At 22.9% G+C, this 20,371-nt stretch carries 15 protein-coding genes and 2 tRNA genes; 10 read left to right on the plus strand and 7 right to left on the minus strand.

Annotated features, from left to right (window positions below):
- Window positions 1–220: 220 nt before the first annotated feature.
- The 4 genes from BUCISPPA3004_RS00155 (at window position 221) to argH (ending at window position 4,797) form a co-directional block, all read left to right on the plus strand.
- Complete coding sequence (locus BUCISPPA3004_RS00155) at window positions 221–1,102, plus strand: methylenetetrahydrofolate reductase (RefSeq protein ID WP_154048736.1); 882 nt, start codon at window positions 221–223, stop codon at window positions 1,100–1,102.
- A gap of 239 nt (window positions 1,103–1,341) precedes the next feature.
- Window positions 1,342–2,136, plus strand: a complete 795-nt coding sequence (locus BUCISPPA3004_RS00160; RefSeq protein WP_154048737.1) for a hypothetical protein — start codon at window positions 1,342–1,344, stop codon at window positions 2,134–2,136.
- A gap of 22 nt (window positions 2,137–2,158) precedes the next feature.
- Window positions 2,159–3,373: an argininosuccinate synthase gene (locus tag BUCISPPA3004_RS00165; RefSeq protein WP_154048738.1), complete on the plus strand. Its 1,215-nt coding sequence runs from the start codon at window positions 2,159–2,161 to the stop codon at window positions 3,371–3,373.
- Window positions 3,374–3,414: 41 nt separating this feature from the next.
- Window positions 3,415–4,797: an argininosuccinate lyase gene (gene argH, locus BUCISPPA3004_RS00170; protein ID WP_154048739.1), complete on the plus strand. Its 1,383-nt coding sequence runs from the start codon at window positions 3,415–3,417 to the stop codon at window positions 4,795–4,797.
- 820 nt (window positions 4,798–5,617) lie between these two features.
- On the opposite strand, the gene rpoD is transcribed toward argH, so the two are convergent.
- The 3 genes from rpoD to rpsU all read right to left on the minus strand — a co-directional run bounded on the left by rpoD (window position 5,618) and on the right by rpsU (window position 9,717).
- Window positions 5,618–7,459 (minus strand): RNA polymerase sigma factor RpoD, encoded by a 1,842-nt coding sequence (rpoD, locus tag BUCISPPA3004_RS00175; RefSeq protein WP_154048740.1) that lies wholly within the window; start codon window positions 7,457–7,459, stop codon window positions 5,618–5,620.
- Window positions 7,460–7,647: 188 nt separating this feature from the next.
- Window positions 7,648–9,417 (minus strand): DNA primase, encoded by a 1,770-nt coding sequence (dnaG, locus tag BUCISPPA3004_RS00180; protein ID WP_154048741.1) that lies wholly within the window; start codon window positions 9,415–9,417, stop codon window positions 7,648–7,650.
- 84 nt (window positions 9,418–9,501) lie between these two features.
- Window positions 9,502–9,717, minus strand: a complete 216-nt coding sequence (gene rpsU / locus BUCISPPA3004_RS00185; protein WP_154048742.1) for a 30S ribosomal protein S21 — start codon at window positions 9,715–9,717, stop codon at window positions 9,502–9,504.
- Between the two features lie 227 nt (window positions 9,718–9,944).
- Between rpsU and tsaD the strand changes: the two genes are divergently transcribed.
- Together tsaD and BUCISPPA3004_RS00195 are read left to right on the plus strand one after the other, a co-directional pair.
- Window positions 9,945–10,973 (plus strand): tRNA (adenosine(37)-N6)-threonylcarbamoyltransferase complex transferase subunit TsaD, encoded by a 1,029-nt coding sequence (gene tsaD, locus BUCISPPA3004_RS00190; protein ID WP_154048743.1) that lies wholly within the window; start codon window positions 9,945–9,947, stop codon window positions 10,971–10,973.
- 206 nt (window positions 10,974–11,179) lie between these two features.
- Window positions 11,180–12,427: a multifunctional CCA addition/repair protein gene (locus BUCISPPA3004_RS00195; RefSeq protein ID WP_154048744.1), complete on the plus strand. Its 1,248-nt coding sequence runs from the start codon at window positions 11,180–11,182 to the stop codon at window positions 12,425–12,427.
- Window positions 12,428–12,581: 154 nt separating this feature from the next.
- On the opposite strand, the gene BUCISPPA3004_RS00200 is transcribed toward BUCISPPA3004_RS00195, so the two are convergent.
- On the minus strand, window positions 12,582–13,028 hold the full coding sequence (locus BUCISPPA3004_RS00200; protein WP_154048745.1) for a PTS glucose transporter subunit IIA: 447 nt from the start codon (window positions 13,026–13,028) through the stop codon (window positions 12,582–12,584).
- A 440-nt stretch (window positions 13,029–13,468) separates the two neighbouring features.
- Here BUCISPPA3004_RS00200 and ligA point away from each other — a divergent pair, with 440 nt between their 5' ends.
- Window positions 13,469–15,241 (plus strand): NAD-dependent DNA ligase LigA, encoded by a 1,773-nt coding sequence (ligA, locus tag BUCISPPA3004_RS00205; protein ID WP_154048746.1) that lies wholly within the window; start codon window positions 13,469–13,471, stop codon window positions 15,239–15,241.
- A gap of 37 nt (window positions 15,242–15,278) precedes the next feature.
- Here the strand turns inward: ligA and BUCISPPA3004_RS00210 are convergent.
- Window positions 15,279–15,351 (minus strand) — tRNA-Lys (locus tag BUCISPPA3004_RS00210).
- A gap of 5 nt (window positions 15,352–15,356) precedes the next feature.
- Window positions 15,357–15,429: transfer RNA gene (locus BUCISPPA3004_RS00215), tRNA-Val, on the minus strand.
- Window positions 15,430–15,581: 152 nt separating this feature from the next.
- Between BUCISPPA3004_RS00215 and gltX the strand changes: the two genes are divergently transcribed.
- Window positions 15,582–16,997, plus strand: coding sequence for a glutamate--tRNA ligase (gene gltX, locus BUCISPPA3004_RS00220; RefSeq protein ID WP_154048747.1), 1,416 nt, complete (start codon window positions 15,582–15,584; stop codon window positions 16,995–16,997).
- A 252-nt stretch (window positions 16,998–17,249) separates the two neighbouring features.
- Here the strand turns inward: gltX and BUCISPPA3004_RS00225 are convergent, their stop codons facing one another.
- Window positions 17,250–17,522 (minus strand): flagellar hook-basal body complex protein FliE, encoded by a 273-nt coding sequence (locus tag BUCISPPA3004_RS00225; RefSeq protein ID WP_172598683.1) that lies wholly within the window; start codon window positions 17,520–17,522, stop codon window positions 17,250–17,252.
- Window positions 17,523–17,697: 175 nt separating this feature from the next.
- Between BUCISPPA3004_RS00225 and fliF the strand changes: the two genes are divergently transcribed.
- Window positions 17,698–19,386 (plus strand): flagellar basal-body MS-ring/collar protein FliF, encoded by a 1,689-nt coding sequence (gene fliF, locus BUCISPPA3004_RS00230; protein WP_154048749.1) that lies wholly within the window; start codon window positions 17,698–17,700, stop codon window positions 19,384–19,386.
- Window positions 19,383–20,363, plus strand: coding sequence for a FliG C-terminal domain-containing protein (locus tag BUCISPPA3004_RS00235; protein ID WP_154048750.1), 981 nt, complete (start codon window positions 19,383–19,385; stop codon window positions 20,361–20,363). Before fliF ends, BUCISPPA3004_RS00235 begins: the two co-directional genes overlap by 4 nt.
- Window positions 20,364–20,371 lie beyond the last annotated feature (8 nt).

Here is a 20,371-nt window from a genome sequence, read left to right on the forward strand (position 1 = left end):
AATACAAGATTTTTTATGACATTATATATATTTTTTTTAAAATTTTATTTTAATTAAATTATTATCTTATACAGTTTGTAACTGTTATTACAGTTATTTTGAGTAAGTTTTTTTATGCGTAGTTTTATACACTATATTTTTGTAGTTATTATTACAAATAATAATAGTTCTTTATTGTTTATAATAATATTGATTTTAAATAATTATAATTAGGGTATATATGATATATATAATTAAAGATAGTAATAAGCCATATAATTATGAATCATATCATTTAAAAAATAAAATTAGAGTTTCCTTTGAAGTTTTTCCACCACAAAACAGTAAATTAGAAGAAAAATTATTACGTTCAATATGTGTATTAAATCAAATTCATCCAGATTTTTTTTCAGTTACAAATAGTATACACGCAAAAAATCGAGATAAAACATTTTTTGTTGTACAAAAAATTCGCGCTTTAACTAAAGTGAATGTATTTGCACATTTTACAACTATTGGTTTAAATAAGTCAGAAATACAGAATATTGCTCGTAAGTATTGGGATTACGGTATTAAACACATCATCGCTCTTCGTGGCGATTTACCAGATCAATATTCTCAAAAAATAATATATGCTAATGATTTAATTAAATTACTACAGTCGATACATGATTTTGAAATATTAGTAGCAGCATATCCTGAATTACATCCTGAATCTTGTAATATACAAGAGGATTTAATTAATTTAAAAAATAAAGCAGATTTAGGTATAAAAAAAGCTATTACACAGTTTTTTTTTAGTGTAGAAAAATTTTTAAGATTTCGTGATAATTGTATTAATATGGGTTTACCAATTACTATAATTCCCGGAATATTACCAATTTTAAATATTAATCAATTGAAAAGATTTTCTTGTCTGACTAATGTTTATATACCTAAATGGATTTTTAGTGCTTTTGACGAATATAAAGATGACTTGAATCAATGTATGGATTTAAGTGTTAGAATTGCTGTTAATTTAATTATTAGTTTATATAACGAAGGTGTTACAAATTTTCATTTATATACATTAAATCAATCTACTTTAAGTTTTAAAATTTGTCATCAATTAGGTCTAATCTAGTTAACGAATAATTTAATTGTGTTAATTAACATATAATATTTAACGTTTTTTTAAATAAATTGTTGTTAATATCAATTAAATTATATTTATTATTCAGATATTAAATATAATTGTATATATAGCATTTTTTAAGTTAGATACAATAGATTTTTATTTTTAATAATATTCATATTAATGAACAATATTTTTAATAAATTTTATAAACTTTAATATTAAGTATTAAATATAAGGTTTTAATAATGGACGGTCCTTTAGTAGTTAAAATAGGTGGTATATTATTACATAGCAATAATGCTATTCAACGTTTATTTAAAGAATTAAATATATACAGTATATCAACTAATACCAATATAATATTAGTTAATGGTAGCGGAATGTGTAGTAATTTTATTTTTTCTAAATCTGATTTATATATGCGGAATAATGATTTTTTTTCTTTTAAACAATTAAATACTAAAAATTTACTGCATTCTATAATACCAAATATAGTTAATGTACGTTTGTTAGCCTGGTCTAAAAAATATGGTATTGCAGGATATAGTATGTTTTTGCCAGATTTTTTTAGTTATTTAAGAACTTTAAGTAATGAGTATTCAGTTATTAAAAAATTTTTAAATCAAAATAAAAAAGAAGTATTAAAATATATAAAAATTATTTCTTTTTTTTTAAGTCAGTGTTTTATTCCTTTTATTTTTTCTTCTGGATTAGATTTAGAAGGTAATTTTTTTAACATTAATTCTGATGTAGTTGCTATGATATTAACTATTATATTTAATGGTCGTTTAGTTATATTAACTGATGTACGCGCTGTTTTAAATGGTAAAGGACAACGAATTCCCACTATTTTTTGTGAAGAAGTATATAGTTTGTGTAATGCAGGTATAGTTACTGATGGTATGATCATTAAATTACAGTCTGCTATGATAGTATCTAAATATTTAAAAAAATCAGTCGAGATAGCTAGTTGGCATAATCCAAATGATTTATTGAATTTATTTGAAGGACAATCAATTGGAACCAGAATCATAGAATAACACAAACAGGTTAATAAACTATATGAAGAAAAATAATATTCAAAGAACAGTGGTGTTAGCTTATTCTGGGGGATTAGATACCTCTGCTATCATACCATGGATAAAAGATCATTATAATTTTAATGTAATTGCATTTGTTGCAGATATCGGTCAATCTCGTCAAGATTTATATAATATTAAAGAAAAGGCTATTAGCTCTGGCGCATCTGATTGTTACATAGCCGACTTGAAAAATGAATTTGTAGAGCAATATGTATTTCCTATGTTAAAGATGGGTTCTATTTATGAAGGACAATATTTTTTAGGTACTGCTATTGCAAGACCTTTAATTGCTAAAGCTCAAGTAGATTTTGCTAATAAAATTAATGCAATTGGATTAAGTCATGGCGCTACTGGAAAAGGAAATGATCAAGTTCGTTTTGAATTAACATATTCCGCACTTAATCCTAGTTTAATTGTTATAGCTCCGTGGAGAGAATGGGAATTTAAATCTAGAGAAGATGTTTTACAATATGTACTTGAAAAAAATGTTATTACTAGTGTAACTAAAGAAAAAATTTATAGTCGTGATGAAAATATATTTCATGTATCTACTGAAGGAGGAATTTTAGAAAATCCCTGGAATGCTCCTGATGATAGTTGTTGGGTATGGACTCGGAATCCTAGTGATGCACCTGATAAACCAGAAAAAATACATTTGTTGGTTGAGAAAGGTTGTGTTAAACAAGTTAACTACGAATCTTTAAATGCATACAAATGTTTAAAAAAACTTAATAAAATAGGAAGTAAGCATTCTATTGGACGAGTTGACATGATAGAAAATCGTCTTATCGGAATAAAATCTAGGGGTTGCTATGAAACTCCTGGTGGTACAATTATATACTGTGCTTTAAGAGGTTTAGAACAATTAATATTAGACCGAGATAGTATGTATTGGAAAAACAAAATATCTTTAGATATGTCTTCAGTAATATATGACGGAAAATGGTTTACTCCGATTCGAGAATCGCTTCAACAATCTTCTGAAGTTTTATCAAATAGTATTTCAGGTGAAGTAATAATAGAGTTATATAAAGGATCTGTAACAGTTTTACAAAGAAAATCACAAAATACATTATATTCTAAGGAATATGCTACTTTTAGTCAAGATGACGTTTATAGTCAATTAGATGCGCAGGGTTTTATTCGTTTATTCTCTTTGCCGTCACGTATTCGAGCTTTAAATAGTAGAAAATAGCATATTATGTATTAATTTTATATTTTGAATGAGGTAAATATATGTCTTTGTGGGGTGGAAGATTTACTGAAGCATCTAATGTAAAATTTAAAAAATTTAATAATTCTTTACGTATTGATTATCGTTTAATACAAGATGATATAAAGTCTTCTATAGCATGGTCAAAAATATTATTGGATGTCGAAATATTAACTAATCAAGAACAACAGTTGATAGAAAAAACATTATGTTGGATTTTAAATAAATACATTAATAATGTTGAAAAAATAGTAATATCAGATGCAGAAGATATACATAGTTGGATAGAAAAATTATTGATTGATAAAATTGGTTCTATTGGAAAAAAATTATATACAGGTAGAAGTCGTAATGATCAAATTGCTACAAATTTAAAATTATGGTGTAAAAGAAAATCAAAGATTATTTTAAAAAAAATTGTTAAGTTGCAGCGTATTTTTTTAAATCAAGCATATTTACATCAAAATACTATCATTCCTGGTTATACACATTTACAAAGAGCTCAACCAATTACATTTTCATATTGGTGTTTAGCATACATTGAGATGTTAGAAAGAGATCGACTACGAATTTTACATGTAATTCAAAATTTGAATCTTTCTCCTTTGGGATGTGGAGCTATAGCTGGAACTTCCTGGGATATTAATAGAAAAAAATTAGCTTTGCTTATGGATTTTTCTGATTGTACAAAAAATGCTTTAGATAGTGTATCTGATCGAGATTTTATTATAGAGATTTTATCTGCAGCAGCGATTAGCATGATGCATTTGTCTCGTTTTTCAGAAGATTTAATATTTTATAATTCTGGTGAAGCTAATTTTATTGAATTATCCGATTCTATAACTTCTGGTTCTTCTTTGATGCCACAAAAAAAAAATCCAGATGTTTTAGAGTTAATACGAGGTAAGTGTAGTGGTGTGTATGGTTCTTTATTTTCTATTTTAGTCTTGTTAAAAGGATTACCATTATCTTATAATAAAGATTTTCAAGAAGATAAAAGATATCTATTCCAAGGAATAGACAGCTGGATAACATGTTTAGATATGAGTTGTATTGTATTAAATAATTTAAAATTAAATAAACTACGTTCTGAAAAATTAGCACAAGAAGGGTATAGTAATGCTACTGAGTTAGCCGACTATCTTGTGGTTAAAGGACTCTCTTTTAGAGATGCCCATCATATTGTCGGAAAAATTGTTGTAGAAGCTATTCGTCAAAATAAATATTTAGAAGAATTAGATTTATTATTTTTTAAAAAATATTGCGTGACTATAGAACAAGATGTATATAAATATTTAACTTTAAAGTCATGTTTAAAAAGAAAAAATGCAATTGGTGGAGTATCTCCGAAACAAATTAAACATTCATTAGATGCAGTAAAAAAGCGCTTGCTTCATCTTTCATAAATAAAGAATATTTTTTATAATATATGTTATGATAAAAATATTTTGTTAGTATCACGCGATATTTTAAATATCGCGTGATGTTATTAAAAATTATGTTAGATATATAGAAATTTTTGAACATAATTTAATTTTATTTTAATAAAATTTTTATAAATATATATGATATATATGCATAATATATAAAATCTTTTACATCATTTACGATGTATAATGATGAAGTAGGATTTTTTTGATACTATTATATAGTTTTTGATTATATAAATATTATTTATATAAATAAAAAATATTATTTTAAGATTTTTATAAATAATTAAATATTGAGTATATATGGTTTTTAAAATATCATTATTAATTTAAAATAAATTTTATGTAAAATATAAAGACAATTATTTTTGTTGTTTTTGGACATTTTTTAAAGTTATTTATTTTATTATAAATAATATTTTTAATTTATTAAATAAAATTGTTTAATATATTTTAATAATTTTAGATGGTTTTTTAGATATTTTATTATTATTAATAATAAATGAAATATTTTTTGTGTAATTTTTTATTTATATACATGCATCAAATAGATATAAAATATATAAAAATATTTATTATACATGTTGTTTGTAAATGTTATTTTATTAACGCATTATCACTTTGATGAATGTATTTTTTTAGGATTAAATACTGGTTAAATTATGATATATATATAACTTGTGTGTTTATTTTTTTTAAAATAAAATAGTATTTTTGTTTTTATGTATATATTGATATACGTCTAATTTTATTAGATTTTTATTTTTTTTATTAATTTTTATGTATAAACATACACTTAAGAATTATCTAAGAAACTTTTTAATATTTCCGACCTACTAGGATGACGTAGTTTTCTAAGTGCTTTTGCTTCAATTTGACGAATTCTTTCACGGGTTACATCGAATTGTTTTCCAACTTCTTCTAATGTATGATCAGTATTCATATCAATTCCAAATCTCATTCTTAATACTTTTGCTTCTCTCTCTGTTAATCCGGATAAAACATCATTAGTAATTGTTTTTAAGCTTTCTGACGTAGCTGATTCTAAAGGTAATTTTTGGTTAGTATCTTCGATAAAATCGCCTAAATGTGCATCATCATCTTCTCCTACAGGTGTTTCCATAGAAATAGGTTCTTTTGCAATTTTTAATACTTTTCTTATTTTTTCTTCTGGAATTAACATTTTTTCCGATAACTCTTCTGGCGTAGGTTCTCTTCCCGTTTCTTGCAATATTTGTCTAGAAATTCTGTTTAACTTGTTAATTGTTTCAATCATATGTACAGGAATACGAATAGTTCTCGCTTGATCAGCTATAGATCTGGTAATAGCTTGTCGTATCCACCATGTTGCGTAAGTAGAAAATTTATAACCTCGACGATATTCAAATTTATCAACTGCTTTCATTAATCCAATATTACCTTCTTGAATGAGATCTAAAAATTGTAATCCTCTGTTAGTATATTTTTTTGCAATAGAAATTACTAATCTTAAATTTGCTTCTACCATTTCTTTTTTCGCTCTTCTAGCCATTTCCTCCCCTAGAGAGATTTTTTTATTTATATCTTTTACTTGTTTAATAGTCAATCCTGTTTTTTTTTCTAGCTTCAGTAGTTTTTTTATACTATGATATATTTCTTTTTGTGCTATATATAGATTATCAGACCATGGTTTTTTTTTTTGAATAGCTATATTATACCATGAGTTACTAGTTTCTTGTCCTTTAAATAGTTGTATAAAATTTTTTTTAGGCATTTTACATTTTCTTATGCATAATTTCATGACTTTTCTTTCATGTATTCGAACTTTTTTAATCATTTTCCTCATACTTCTTACTAAATAATTAAATTGTTTTGGAACTAGTCTAAATTGTTTAAATATTTCGGATAATTCATGAATTGCAGTAATGGAATCTTTATGATTTCTGTTTTTTTTTTTTATAGTTTTATGGACAGTATGATATTGTTTTTTTAATTGCAAAAATTTTCTTTGTGCTAATTTAGGATCAATATGGTTATAATCATCCACTGCTTCTTCTATTGATGTAGTTTGCTTTTTTTTTTCATTTTTATTTTGGGATACATTAGTTAATGGAGTATCTCTAGTATTAGAGATGGTTTTTTTTATACTTAAATCTATAAAACCTGTAATTAATTCGGATAATCTGATGTCTCCTGATTCTACTCGAGTATATTGCTTTAGCAAATATAAAATTGCTTCAGGATATTCAGATATAGAGGATTGTACTTGATGAATTCCTTCTTCAATTCTTTTAGCGATATCTATTTCTCCTTTTCGAGTCAAGAGTTCTACGGAACCCATTTCTCGCATGTACATTCGTACAGGGTCAGTTGTTCTTCCAATTTCTGTTTCAACATTTGATAATACTTGAGCAGTTGCTTCTGCCGTTTCTTCATCGGTATCAGTAGGCGCTGTATTAATAATAATTTCTTCTATCTCGCGTGCTTCTTCCACTACATGAATTCCGAGATCTTTTATCATTTGGATGATGTTTTTTATTTGATCGGAATCAGTGATTTCATTTGGAAGATGATCGTGTACTTCTGAATATGTTAAATATCCTTGTTCTTTTCCATGAGAAACTAACATTTTTAATTGTGATTTTGGTTTTTTCTTCATAGGATGACATCCATTTATGTTGCTTAATTTGTTTAATAAGTAAATAATATATATTTTTTAAGTATAAAATTAACTGTATTTTATAATATTAATATATATGTTATTGTATATTAATAAATTACGATTTATCTTATAATATAAATTATTTGATATTTTTGAATATCAGATAAATTTTTTTAACTAGATGATTATTTATTGTATTTAATTTTTATTATTTTTTTATTTATATGCCATAATTTATTTTTTTCTATAAGATTTAAGCCGTATTTTCTCTCTAAAGCAATTAATTGATTATATTGATATTCTAAATGTTGTATTTTTAAATTACGTACTAACTCTTGTATTAAAGAGTCTATTTTATTTTTTTTAACCATGTATTCCCATGTACTTAAGTATTTAAAAATTTTTTCTAATGGAGTATATCTATAAAATTCGAGTAAATGTCCTGTTTTAAGTATTTTTTTTTTACAAATTAATTGTATTAATTCTATTAAAATTTTTTTTCCAATTATATTAAATTTTTTAATTTTTTCTATTTTTTCAATTGTTTGAGCTAATTTTGGATTTTGAAGGATTAGACTAATTAATAATCTCATGGTAGTAATTTTGAATGGTTTGTGTATTTTTTGATCTTTTTTGTTGTATGGTACAGTAACCAGTTTTTTTAATTGATAAGTATCCAGTATTCCAATTTTATTTCCTAATAATTTTCTTAAAAAAATTCTTACTGTTCGACTAGGTATTTTTTTTATTAAAGGAATAGTTATTTGACTCAATTTTATACAGTCATTAATACAGCTTAAATTCATGTTACTAGAAATATTTTTAAATAAATATGAATATAATGTTTTAGAATCTTTAATTCTATTTTCAAATTTTTCTTTGCCATCTTTAATAATAAGACTGCTAGGATCCTCATTTTTTGGTAGTAACATAAAATTTATTGTATAGTTATCATATAAAAAATTTAATGATAAATTTAATGCAATCCAGCTAGCTTGTTTACCAGCATGATCACCATCAAAACAAAAGATAATATTTTTACTGATTTTAAACAACATTCTTAATTGATATTGTGTAATTGTTGTTCCTAACAACGCTATTGAATAATTAATATTAAATTGTGCCAAAGAAATAACATCCAAATATCCTTCTACAACTAATAATTTTTCGGGTTTAGGATTATAACAATTTAATTCATATATTCCATAAAGATTTTTTTTTTTTTGAAATGTTATTGTTTCTGGTGAATTTAAGTATTTTGGATGATTATATTTAGCTAATACTCTAGCTCCGAAACCTTGAATATAACCATATTTATTTTTTATTGGAAAAATAATTCTTTCTTTAAATCGATCACATAATTTTTGTTTTTTATCTTGAATAGTTACACCGCAATCCATTATAATAGATCTATTAGTGTATTTTTTTTGTATATAATGTGTAATTTGATAATTATGTGAGGTAGCAAAACCTAAAGAAAATTTTTTTATCGTGGTTATGTTGATTCCTCTTTTTATCAAATATTGGTATGCTTTGTTCGGTAAATTAAATAAATTTTTTATATAAATTTTAGATATCTGACATAGTATATGATGAATCTTATTTTTATAAGAATGTTTTTTTATTAATTCACATTTATTTCGAAGAAATGAAATATTAATACCGTTTAAAGTAGTTAATTCAATAATACTATTTAAAAAATCTAATTTTTCATATTTCATTAAAAAATCTATTACATTTCCATGTATTCCACATCCAAAACAATAAAAAAATTGTTTTTGTGGACTGACAACAAATGAAGGTGTTTTTTCATTGTGAAAAGGGCATAATGTTTTATAATTGTTTCCAGATTTTTTCAGAGTAATATATTTATTAATCAATTCTATTATATCAGTACGTTCTATTAATTCATGAATAAATGTTTGAGGAATTTTTCCGTATATTTTTTTAATCATTGTATATTTTATTGAATTTTTTTGACCGTTATTATTTATAATAGACGGTCTGAATATTTTTAGGATATAAAAAAGTAATAATTTTTAGTACATTCTGATACGTTTAGCATTTTCTCGAGCTATTTTTTTAGCTAATCTTTTTATTGCTGATGATCTTGCTCGCTTTCTTTTTGTTGTAGGTTTTTCATAAAATTCTCTACGGCGTATTTCAGCTAAAATACCGGCTTTTTCACAGGATCGTTTAAATCTTCTTAAAGCAACATCAAAGGGTTCGTTGTCTCTTATTTTAATAATTGGCATGGTATTTTCCATAATATTTATTTAATTAATTTATCATAAATATGATAGTGATAGTATTTTTCGGATATAGTTTTATATAAATTTTTACTAGATATTATAGTTTAATATCTAGATAATAGTTTTTATATGTATGATATAAAATTATATCATACATATAGTACATGATTAGATAGATAATATATATTTAATAAACTTTGATAAAATTAATTACGTTAATGGATGAATATATGTGGATATTAGGAATTGAAACATCTTGTGATGATACTTCCGTGGCTATATATGATCAAAAATTAGGTTTAATATTTCATTCTACTTTGCATCAAAATAATGTGCATGAAAAATTTCATGGTATTGTTCCTGAGTTGGCCGCACGGGCTCATTTAGATAATTTATTTTTTTTGATTAAAAAAGTTTGTGAAAAATATTTATTTGATGATAAGTTTAATATTAAAAAAAATGTTTTTTGTGCGATTGCATATACAGTAGGGCCGGGCTTAGTGGGTTCACTTTTAGTAGGAGCTACAATTGCACATACTTTATCTTTAGCTTTAGATATTCCATGTATTGCTGTCAATCATCTAGAAGGACATTTATTTTCAGCAATGTTAACTGAAACAAACTGTTCTTTTCCTTTTTTAGCTCTATTGGTATCTGGAGCGAATACACAAATAATTAAAGTTGATAATTTAGGTCAATATACGGTATTAGGTAAAACATTAGATGATGCTGTTGGTCATGTTTTTGATTATATAGCAAAGTTGTTGGGTTTAGGATATGGAGGAGGGAAAAAAATATCTTATCTGGCAATACGCGGTCAAACTGGAAAATACTTTTTTCCTAGGCCTATGATCAAGCAGTCTAATTTGAATTTTAGTTTTTCTGGATTAAAAACACATGTTAAAAATGTTATCTTAAAATGTTCTAATTTATCATATGAAAAATATAACATAGCTGCTTCTTTTGAAGAAGCTGTAGTAGATACATTAATAATAAAATGTAATATTGCTATTCAACAAAATAATTTAAAAAATTTTTTGGTGTGTGGTGGTTTTAGTGCAAATAATTTATTAAGAAAAAAGATGAAAATTTTATTAAAAAAAAATAATATAAAAGGTTTTTTTTCTAAAGAAATCTTTTGTACTGATAATGCTGCTATGATTGCATATGTAGGTTTTTTGAGATATAGCTCAAATTTAATTTCTTGTGATAAATCCATAAAAGTATATCCTGCTCTATTGATTAATGATAGCATTTAATTAATTTTTCTTTATGTGAACTTTTTTTGATTAATTTTTAAAAATTAAATATAGAAAAACAAGATAGTTATTTTTTCTATTTTAAAATATATATTTATTTATATAAATAAATATTACTTTATTTTATAAAGTTACAAATTTTAGATTTTTATAATTTTATTATCAATATATTTTAATGTACTTATGTTATTTTTATAGGCGGTATTTTGAAAATTTATTTAGTTGGTGGGGCTATTCGAGATCGTTTATTAGGTTTTCCCGTGCATGATCGGGATTGGGTAGTTGTAGGAAGTACATCTGAAAAAATGTTAAAAAAAAGATATTTACAAGTAGGAAAAGATTTTCCAGTTTTTATACATCCAAAAACACGTGAAGAATATGCTCTAGCTAGAACAGAAAAAAAAAGTGGTTTTGGATATTCTGGATTTTTATTTGATTTTTCTTCAAAAATTACTCTACAAGAAGATTTAATTAGACGTGATTTGACGATAAATGCAATTGCTCAAGATAAAAAAGGAAACATCATTGATTTATTTAACGGTCAAAAAGATATTAAAAAAAGAATTTTACGGCACGTCTCTTCTTCTTTTGTCGAAGATCCTGTAAGAGTACTACGTGTAGCGAGATTTGCTGCAACATTGTCACATTTAGGTTTTTATATTGCATCAGAAACTTTGACATTAATGAAATTGATTTGCCAAAAAAAAGAATTATTATATTTAACTCCTGAACGAATTTGGAAGGAAACGTATAAAGGATTATGTACACGTAATCCTCACGTTTATTTTAAAATTTTACATCGTTGTAATGCTTTGTTTTATTTATTTCCAGAAATTAATTTTTTTTACAGAAAAACTAGTTTTTTTGATTTTCATTGTAATTATGTCAATATTTTACAATTAAGTTTAATGGAACTATCTAGAATTTCTAAATGTACTGCTGATGTTGACATTAGGTTTTCTTATTTTTTACAATTTATAAGTTATATTTATTCTGTTTCAGAAATTGATATTAAACATTATTTTTTTTATAAAAAACCTATTTTTTTAATAAAAAGTTTGTGTATGCGATTAAAAATTCCTAAAGAGACACAAAAAATTTTAATTATTGTATGCGGTTTTCATAAATTTTTACAAACTATTAAAATTCAAAATTCTACATTAATTGTTGATTTTTTTGATATTGTTGATGTATGGAGAAAACCTGATAGATTAAAAAAATTGATGTATTTAGATTTTTATGATTTTACTACTTATAATATTAAAAATAATTCTTTTGTTTTGGGAAAATTGTTAATATCTATGTTTTCGGTGATTAAAGATATTTCGGTTCAAGCGTGTATAGATACAAAATTATTTCGGGGAATTGCTATTAAACATGAATTATATCGTTTGCGAGTAGATAGTTTAAATAAATGGAGAAAAAATAACAAAAATTTTAAAATATTTTTATAATTTATGACCGCTTAAGAATAAATGTTATTTTTTTATATTTAAATATATTTAATATTTTTATAAATTTTATAAAAAAAACATATTAATTAATTTTATTAAAAAATATATTTTGTATGTTTATTGTACATAATAGTATATAGATAAAATTTATATTTTATATAAAAGCTAATACTGTTATTCCTGCTTGTATTTTATGTGATTTTTTTTTTAAATTATTAATTTTCTGTTTGCATATAATGTTAACTGTTGTTTCGAGATATATAGATTGATCATGCAAATTAGTATTATTTATTAAAAATAAAATTTTTCCTGCATAAATGTTTATAGATTCTTTATTAATTGGAATATAAGCATATTTTTGATTTTTTTTCTTAAAAATTTTATTTTTTATTACAATTTGTGCACCGTATTCAGATTGAATTATAAATTTTATTTTTTTAGGATAATAATTTTTTATTTGTCCATTGCATGGAGATACAATTATTTTTTTATTAGAATGAATTATTATTTTTTTTTGATTTATGATAGTATTTTTTATGTCAAAAATATTTTGAATAATTCCAGTAATTGGTGATAAAATATATCTTTTTTTTTTATTCATATATTATTTTTGTTGATTTATTATTTTAATGTATAATTATGGTTAATTTTTTTGATGATAGTAATTTCATTTATTTAAATGTAATTGATTATTTTAGTTTTTTATCTATGCATTTTTATGTATATTTTAGTATAAATATATATTATATAGAGAATTTTATGTAAGGAATTATAATTTTTTATAATAATTACTAATATAGGTATATGTATTATTAATTTTTTTAAGAGTTTTTTTAAAAAAACAGAACGTATAATCAAAGATTTCTTGATATTAATAATATTTTTCAATTATATTGATGTGTACAAAGATCAAATTATAACAATATTTTCATAATTATACCACGTTAAAACAATAAATTCACTTTTATATATTTTGTAAAACAAGTATTTTATATATTATGATTTATTATAATTTTATAGTTATTTATACAGGTGTATATGATGAAATCAATATATGATAAAATTATAAATTTGCGATTACAGTTAAAATATCATAATTACATGTACTATACGCTAGATACTTCAGAAATATCGGATTATATGTATGATAAATTACGTAATCAGTTAGTTAAATTAGAAAAAAAGTACGGAAAAAATAATTTGCTAAAAGTAGAACATCCTATATTAAAACAAATAGGAAGTAAAAAACTGCATATTTTTTCTGAATGTATACATAAAACTCCTATGTTATCATTGAAAAGTACTAATGAAATATCTGAAATTATATGTTTTGATGAAAAAATAAAAAAATATTTTAATTCTATTAATAATATAAAATATTATTGTGATCTTAAAATAGATGGTTTAGCTGTTAATTTATTATATAAAAATGGTATATTAATTTCTGCATCTACGAGAGGAGATGGCTGGATTGGAGAAAATATTAAAAATAATATTTATACTATTACTTCGATACCAAAAAACATAGTAGGTAATAATATTCCTGAAATTTTAGAAATACGCGGAGAAGTATTTATTAAAAAATCTGATTTTTTAGTTTTAAATCAATTTTCTATGTTAAATAAAAAAAAAGTATTTTCTAATCCACGTAATGCTGCTGCTGGTTCGTTGCGTCAATTAGATCCTCGTATTGCTAAAAAAAGGAAATTGATGTTTTTTGTATATGGATATGGTGTTTTTGCATCCAATGAAAGGATTAATAGTCATTATGATCGGTTAATGCAACTTCAAAAATGGGGATTTCCTATAAATAAAAATTATTCCTTATGTAATACCAGTGTGGATATTATTAATTTTTACAATAAAATATGTATTAAAAGATCAAAATTAGATTTTGAGATAGACGGTATAGTTATAAAAGTAGATTCGATTGTTTTACAAAAAAAATTAGGTTATACAGAGAAATATCCTAAATGGGCTATTGCTTTAAAATTTTTTTCTCAAGATGTAGAAACAAAAATTACAAATGTAACATTTCAAATTGGTAGAACAGGAATGATTACTCCTGTAGCCCATTTTTTACCAGTAAATATTTCGGGAGTAACAGTATGTAAAGCGTCTGTATATAATTTCAGAATACTAAAAAAGTTAAAGATTTGTATTCATGATTATATAAAAGTTTATCGTGCAGGAGATGTTATTCCTAAAATTAGGACTGTTTTAATTAATAAAAGAGATAAATTTGCCAAAAAAATTATTTTTCCAAAATATTGTATGTCATGTGGTTCAAAATTATTACATTCTTTTAATTTCACTAGATACTATTGTCCTTCTAATTTTTTATGCCCGGCACAAAAATTACAGAGATTGATATATTTTTCTTCAAAATCTGGCATATATATTAAAGGTTTAGGTCAAAAAAACATTATTAAATTAATAAATTATGGATATTTACATACTCCTGTTGATTTTTTTGTTTTGACTTATGATAAACTACGCATGGTACCAGGTATAGGAAAAAAGTTATCAAGTAAAATTATTAATAACATTAATTTTTCTAAAAACGTTCGTTTAGAAAAGTTTATTTGTGCTTTAGGTATTCTAGATGTTGGTGTTTCTATTGCAAAAATTTTATCTAAATACTATAAATCAGCTATCAAATTTATTAATACTGATTTTAAAACAGTATCAAATATTAAAGGTATTGGTATAAATATATCTAAATCAATTATTACATTTTTAAAAAATGAAAATAATTTATTTATTACACTAAAATTGATAGATGAATTAAATGTTTTTTTTGTTTCTGATTGATATTTAAGTGTGTTTTTTAGTTATTTAGCAGATAATATGGGTCGTGCAGGATTTGAACCTGCGACCAATTGATTAAAAGTCAACTGCTCTACCAACTGAGCTAACGACCCTTTTATGGGTGATGACGGTTTTGAACCGCCGACCCTCTCCGTGTAAAGGAGAAGCTCTACCAACTGAGCTAATCACCCGTATATATAACTATATTGTAGAACAGATATATTATGAGTCAATATATATTTTATATATATTTGTTTATTTGATTAAAAAATATACAATATTATATATATATATTATGTTTATAAATATTTTTGACTATTTTGATTAATAATTTGAGTACTTTATGAAAATTAAAACTAGATTTTCTCCTAGTCCTACAGGATTTTTACATATAGGTGGTGTACGAACAGCTTTATATGCATGGCTTTTTGCTCGTAAAAACCATGGTTCATTTGTTTTGCGAATTGAGGATACTGATTCAAAAAGAGTAAGTAGTGATTTTGTTTCAGATGTTTTGAATAGTTTAACGTATTTAGGGTTATTGTGGGATGAGGGGCCTATTTATCAAAGTCATCGTTTAGAAATATATCAAGATATAATATTATTTATGTTAAAAAAAGGTCTTGCATATAAATGTTATTGTTCACCAGAACGATTAGATACGTTAAGAAAAATTCAAATTCTGAATAGACAAAAGCCAAAGTATGATCAAAAATGTTTAAATAATAATTGTATTTTTAAAAAATCTAATATTCCTTTTGTAGTACGTTTTAAAAATCCTTCTGAAGGGGTAGTAAAATTTACTGATATGATTAGAGGTGATATATCTATATCTAACTATGAATTAGATGATTTGATTATTCAGCGATCTAATGGTATGCCAACATACAATTTTTGTGTTGTAATTGATGATTGGAAAATGAATATTACTCATGTAATTCGAGGTGAAGATCATATTAATAATACTCCTAGACAAATTAATTTATTGAATGCATTAAATGCTCCTATTCCAAAATATGCACATGCATCAATGATTTTAGATTCTAACGGAGCTAAATTATCAAAGAGAAATACTTCAATGAGTATTTCTAGTTATATTAATGCAGGATTTATTCCTGAAGCAATTTTAAACTATGTATTGCGTTTAGGTTGGTCTTATAAAAATCAAGAAATTTTTTCTGTTAAAGACATGAAAAATTATTTTAATTTACAAAATATAAGTCAGTCACCAAGTATTGTAAATGATAAAAAACTTTTATGGTTGAATCATTATTATTTAAGTAAATTACCAATTGAGACTACATACAATTACTTAGTTTCTTACATGAATAAGAAAAAAATTTTTTTGGATAATAAAATTGATATTCGTGGTTTATTAAAAGAATTTTTAAAACATCATAATACTTTAAAAGAATTTATATCTTCATATGTTTACTTTTATAAAGATATTAATTTGTTTGACGTTAATAATATTGAAATATATTGTAGTATTATTAATATTAAGATATTAAAATTTTTACATAAAAATTTTTGTTTATTAACTGATTGGAATAAATCAAATATTTTATTTTTAATTAAACAATCTGTATCAAAATTTAATGTATTTTTTAAAGATGTAGCGACTTTAATTAGAATCGGTATTTCTGGACGAGCTCATACACCTAATATTTCTACCATAGTTTTTTATTTAGGAAAAAATACATTTTTATTACGAATACATAATTTTATTAAGTATATACAATTAAAAATGTATAAGTAAATATATACAATTATATATTTTGAGTGTGATTTTTGTTTCTATTAGATATAGAAAATATAATTAAATTAAATAAAGTAGATACATATTATATATTTATATATAACACGATAGTAGTATTTTACTATGTATATTTAGTTGTACTAAACATATAATATGTACATATAATAAACATGTAATTATATTACGTGATATTAATCGAATTAATAAAGAAAATTTTTGCCGCATTTTTAATAAAAATAGCTTTTTTATGGTTTAAATTTGCATATTCATTATTTCTTCGTATAAACTAATTAATTTATTTTGTATTTTTAATAACATATTTATTTTATATTCTTGATTATTTTGTTTTATTTTTGTTTTTTTTAAGTTAATTTTTTCTATGTTATTTTTTGTTTTTTTGGTATCTAATAATTCAGGTAGTGTATTTTTCCATATTTTTAAAAAATTTTTATTTTTTATATTTTTTGGGTGTGATGCAGAAGCTATTGTTTTGATTAATTGTGGTTGTATTGCATTTATTTTCATAAAATATGTCCTATTTTGCATATTATTTTTATAATATAATTTTTATATTAACATATAAATATAGTATATTATTACATATTTAAACATTTTTTAAGTTATTATATATGTTTATTGTTATGATTGTTAGTTCGTACATTTTCATATTTATATAACAATTATTTTTTAGGAAAAAAGTATGGATTTTATAAATATGTTGTATTCAAAAATACAAAAAAAATGGAAGTATTTTTTGTTTTTTATATCACATAAAACAAAATTTGTTATCACTAGCTTTTTAGTAGTGATTTTTTTTCTATGTGCAGTTTTATTCTGGATGAATAAAGTTAATTATGTAGTATTGTACAATAATTTGTCTGATATTGATGGAAAATGGGTGATATCTAAATTAAAAGACATGAATGTTTCATATCAGTTCCATCATTCTTCTAAAAAATTATTAGTTCCTGAAGATAAAATTGATGAATTACGTTTTTCTTTAATGAATAAAAAAGATGTAATAAAAAAAAATGATGGTTTTGAGTTACTCGATAAGGAAAAATTTAGTATTAGTCAATTTCATGAACATGTTAATTATCATCGAGGATTAGAAGGAGAATTATCACAAACATTAGAGTGCATATTTCCAATTCAGCATGCTCGAGTACATTTGGTGTGTAAAAAAGATACTGATTTTTTTAGAGATGATCAGGTACCATCAGCTTCAGTAGTTGTTACTGTTTTTCCAGATACACAATTAACTGAAGAACAAATAGATGCTATTGCTCTACTAATATCAGGCAGTGTACCAAATTTATCTGCTGATAATATTATTGTAGTTAATCAATTTGGAAATATTTTAAATAAATTTACTTTAAATTATTCTAGATTTTTTAATAATAATAAATATAAAAAAATTAATATTTTAGAACAATATTATTGTGACCATATTAATAATTTATTAACATCTATGTATGGATCAAAAAATTTTATTGTACATGTGCGCGCCAAAATAAAAAAAAATAATACTATTATTAATAATGTTAAAATAGAAAAAAATAGTACTAACGGTCAATCTAAAAAACTATTAGATGATATGTCAGATGTTTTTTTAAATAATAAAAAGAATATGTTCTCCAGTAGTATTGTACATAAGTTATTTTTGATGAAAAAAATAAGTACATTAATTACCAAAAAAATTTTAATGAACAATATTAGTCAAATTAATTCAACTATTAAAAAAAAAATCATCAATATAAATAATTATATGTTGTCTAGTAACATGAATACAATTCATAATGTTAATGACAAATTAATAAATCCTAATAAGATAGATAATCGTGCTGATGATTTGTTTTCTGATTTAAGTAAATTAGATATTCAATGTTTAAATATTACAGTATTGATAAATTATAAAAAAAATGATGCAGGGATATATGTTCCTTGTTCTTTTCAAGAATTACAAGATTTAGAAAAATTAATTAAATCAGTAATAGATTTTTCTGATCACCGAGGTGATTGCATTAATATAATTAATTATAGATTTTTTTCTTCACATATTATTTCGAATCATGATATTTTTTCTGTATATAATTATTTAAATATGAATCATTTATTGTTTTTTTGTATCATTTTTTTTTTTATTTTTTTGTTTATTTTTATATTATTGAAAATTATTATGATAGATAATCAGAAAAAAAATTCCCTAACAACAGTTAGTAAGATTAGTAAAAATTCAAAAAATTATAATTGTGCAAGTATTGATGAATTAAATTATAAAAAAAACGATTGTGCTGATAAAGATCATTGTCTCGTTAAGCATGATTTTTTAGATAAACATCCAAAAATTATTGAACAAGTGATACGTTATTGGATAAATAAAAAATGATTTGTTTAAACGGTATACAGAAAAGTGCTTTATTATTAATATCTATGGACAAAAAAACTTCGGCGGCAGTTTTAAAAAATTTTACTAATTCAGAAATTAGTAGTTTTATTGATGCAATTTTAGCTTTAGATGCTAATGTTTTAAAATATACCGATACAGTACTTTATGAATTTTATGATTTATTAAAAAAAAATAAAATTGTTAATTTTGATATTAAAAATCATATATCACAAATTATAGATCATACCTTAGGTTTAGATTTATCTCGCAAGTTATTTAAAAAAAGTTTAATAAAAAACGATTTTATTCATAATATTACTATGTTAGAAAAATTAGGAGCAAAAAATATTTTTTTATTAATTAAAAATGAGAATTTAAATATTGTAACAGCATTGTTAATGCATATGAATAAAAAGCTAACAACTGATATTTTGTCTTTTTTTAATACACAGAACAGATTAAACATTTTAAATCATATGGTAAATTTTACTGGTTTACATTCTTCTGGTTTTTTAGAATTAAATAAAATTATTTGTATGTTTTTATACACACAAAAATCTTCTTTAGTAGAAAAAGAAAGAATCAATAAAATTATATATATATTATCTTATTTTGTACAAGATAGCATTGTTCAGTTTATTTGTAAAATTAATACTCAAGATAAAAATATTTTAAATAAACTAATAAGTAAATATTTTAATTTTAACGATATAATATATATTGAAGATAGTAGTATAAAATATATCATAGATAATACAGATATAGATCATTTATGCGTTTTCTTGTGTAATATCGATGAATCTGTTCAAAAAAAATTTCTTTATAATATGTCATATAAGAAATGTCAGTATTTTAAAAAAACAATGTTATTAAATAAATCAATTGCTTATAATATTATTTATTTTAAAAAAAAATTATTACTTAAAAATATTAAAAGATTTATACGGAATAATAAGATTATCATAAAATCAGAGTAGGCATAGTA

The organism is Buchnera aphidicola (Cinara splendens), assembly GCF_900698975.1.
Taxonomy (GTDB): domain Bacteria; phylum Pseudomonadota; class Gammaproteobacteria; order Enterobacterales; family Enterobacteriaceae; genus Buchnera_F; species Buchnera_F aphidicola_AI.

Bases quoted from the DNA above. Each gene is read 5' to 3' on its own strand.
- BUCISPPA3004_RS00155 (WP_154048736.1), top strand. From the start codon at position 221: ATGATATATATAATTAAAGATAGTAATAAGCCATATAATTATGAATCA.
- BUCISPPA3004_RS00160 (WP_154048737.1), top strand. From the start codon at position 1,342: ATGGACGGTCCTTTAGTAGTTAAAATAGGTGGTATATTATTACATAGC.
- BUCISPPA3004_RS00165 (WP_154048738.1), top strand. From the start codon at position 2,159: ATGAAGAAAAATAATATTCAAAGAACAGTGGTGTTAGCTTATTCTGGG.
- argH (WP_154048739.1), top strand. From the start codon at position 3,415: ATGTCTTTGTGGGGTGGAAGATTTACTGAAGCATCTAATGTAAAATTT.
- rpoD (WP_154048740.1), bottom strand. From the start codon at position 7,459: ATGAAGAAAAAACCAAAATCACAATTAAAAATGTTAGTTTCTCATGGA.
- dnaG (WP_154048741.1), bottom strand. From the start codon at position 9,417: ATGATTAAAAAAATATACGGAAAAATTCCTCAAACATTTATTCATGAA.
- rpsU (WP_154048742.1), bottom strand. From the start codon at position 9,717: ATGCCAATTATTAAAATAAGAGACAACGAACCCTTTGATGTTGCTTTA.
- tsaD (WP_154048743.1), top strand. From the start codon at position 9,945: ATGTGGATATTAGGAATTGAAACATCTTGTGATGATACTTCCGTGGCT.
- BUCISPPA3004_RS00200 (WP_154048745.1), bottom strand. From the start codon at position 13,028: ATGAATAAAAAAAAAAGATATATTTTATCACCAATTACTGGAATTATT.
- ligA (WP_154048746.1), top strand. From the start codon at position 13,469: ATGAAATCAATATATGATAAAATTATAAATTTGCGATTACAGTTAAAA.
- gltX (WP_154048747.1), top strand. From the start codon at position 15,582: ATGAAAATTAAAACTAGATTTTCTCCTAGTCCTACAGGATTTTTACAT.
- BUCISPPA3004_RS00225 (WP_172598683.1), bottom strand. From the start codon at position 17,522: ATGAAAATAAATGCAATACAACCACAATTAATCAAAACAATAGCTTCT.
- fliF (WP_154048749.1), top strand. From the start codon at position 17,698: ATGGATTTTATAAATATGTTGTATTCAAAAATACAAAAAAAATGGAAG.
- BUCISPPA3004_RS00235 (WP_154048750.1), top strand. From the start codon at position 19,383: ATGATTTGTTTAAACGGTATACAGAAAAGTGCTTTATTATTAATATCT.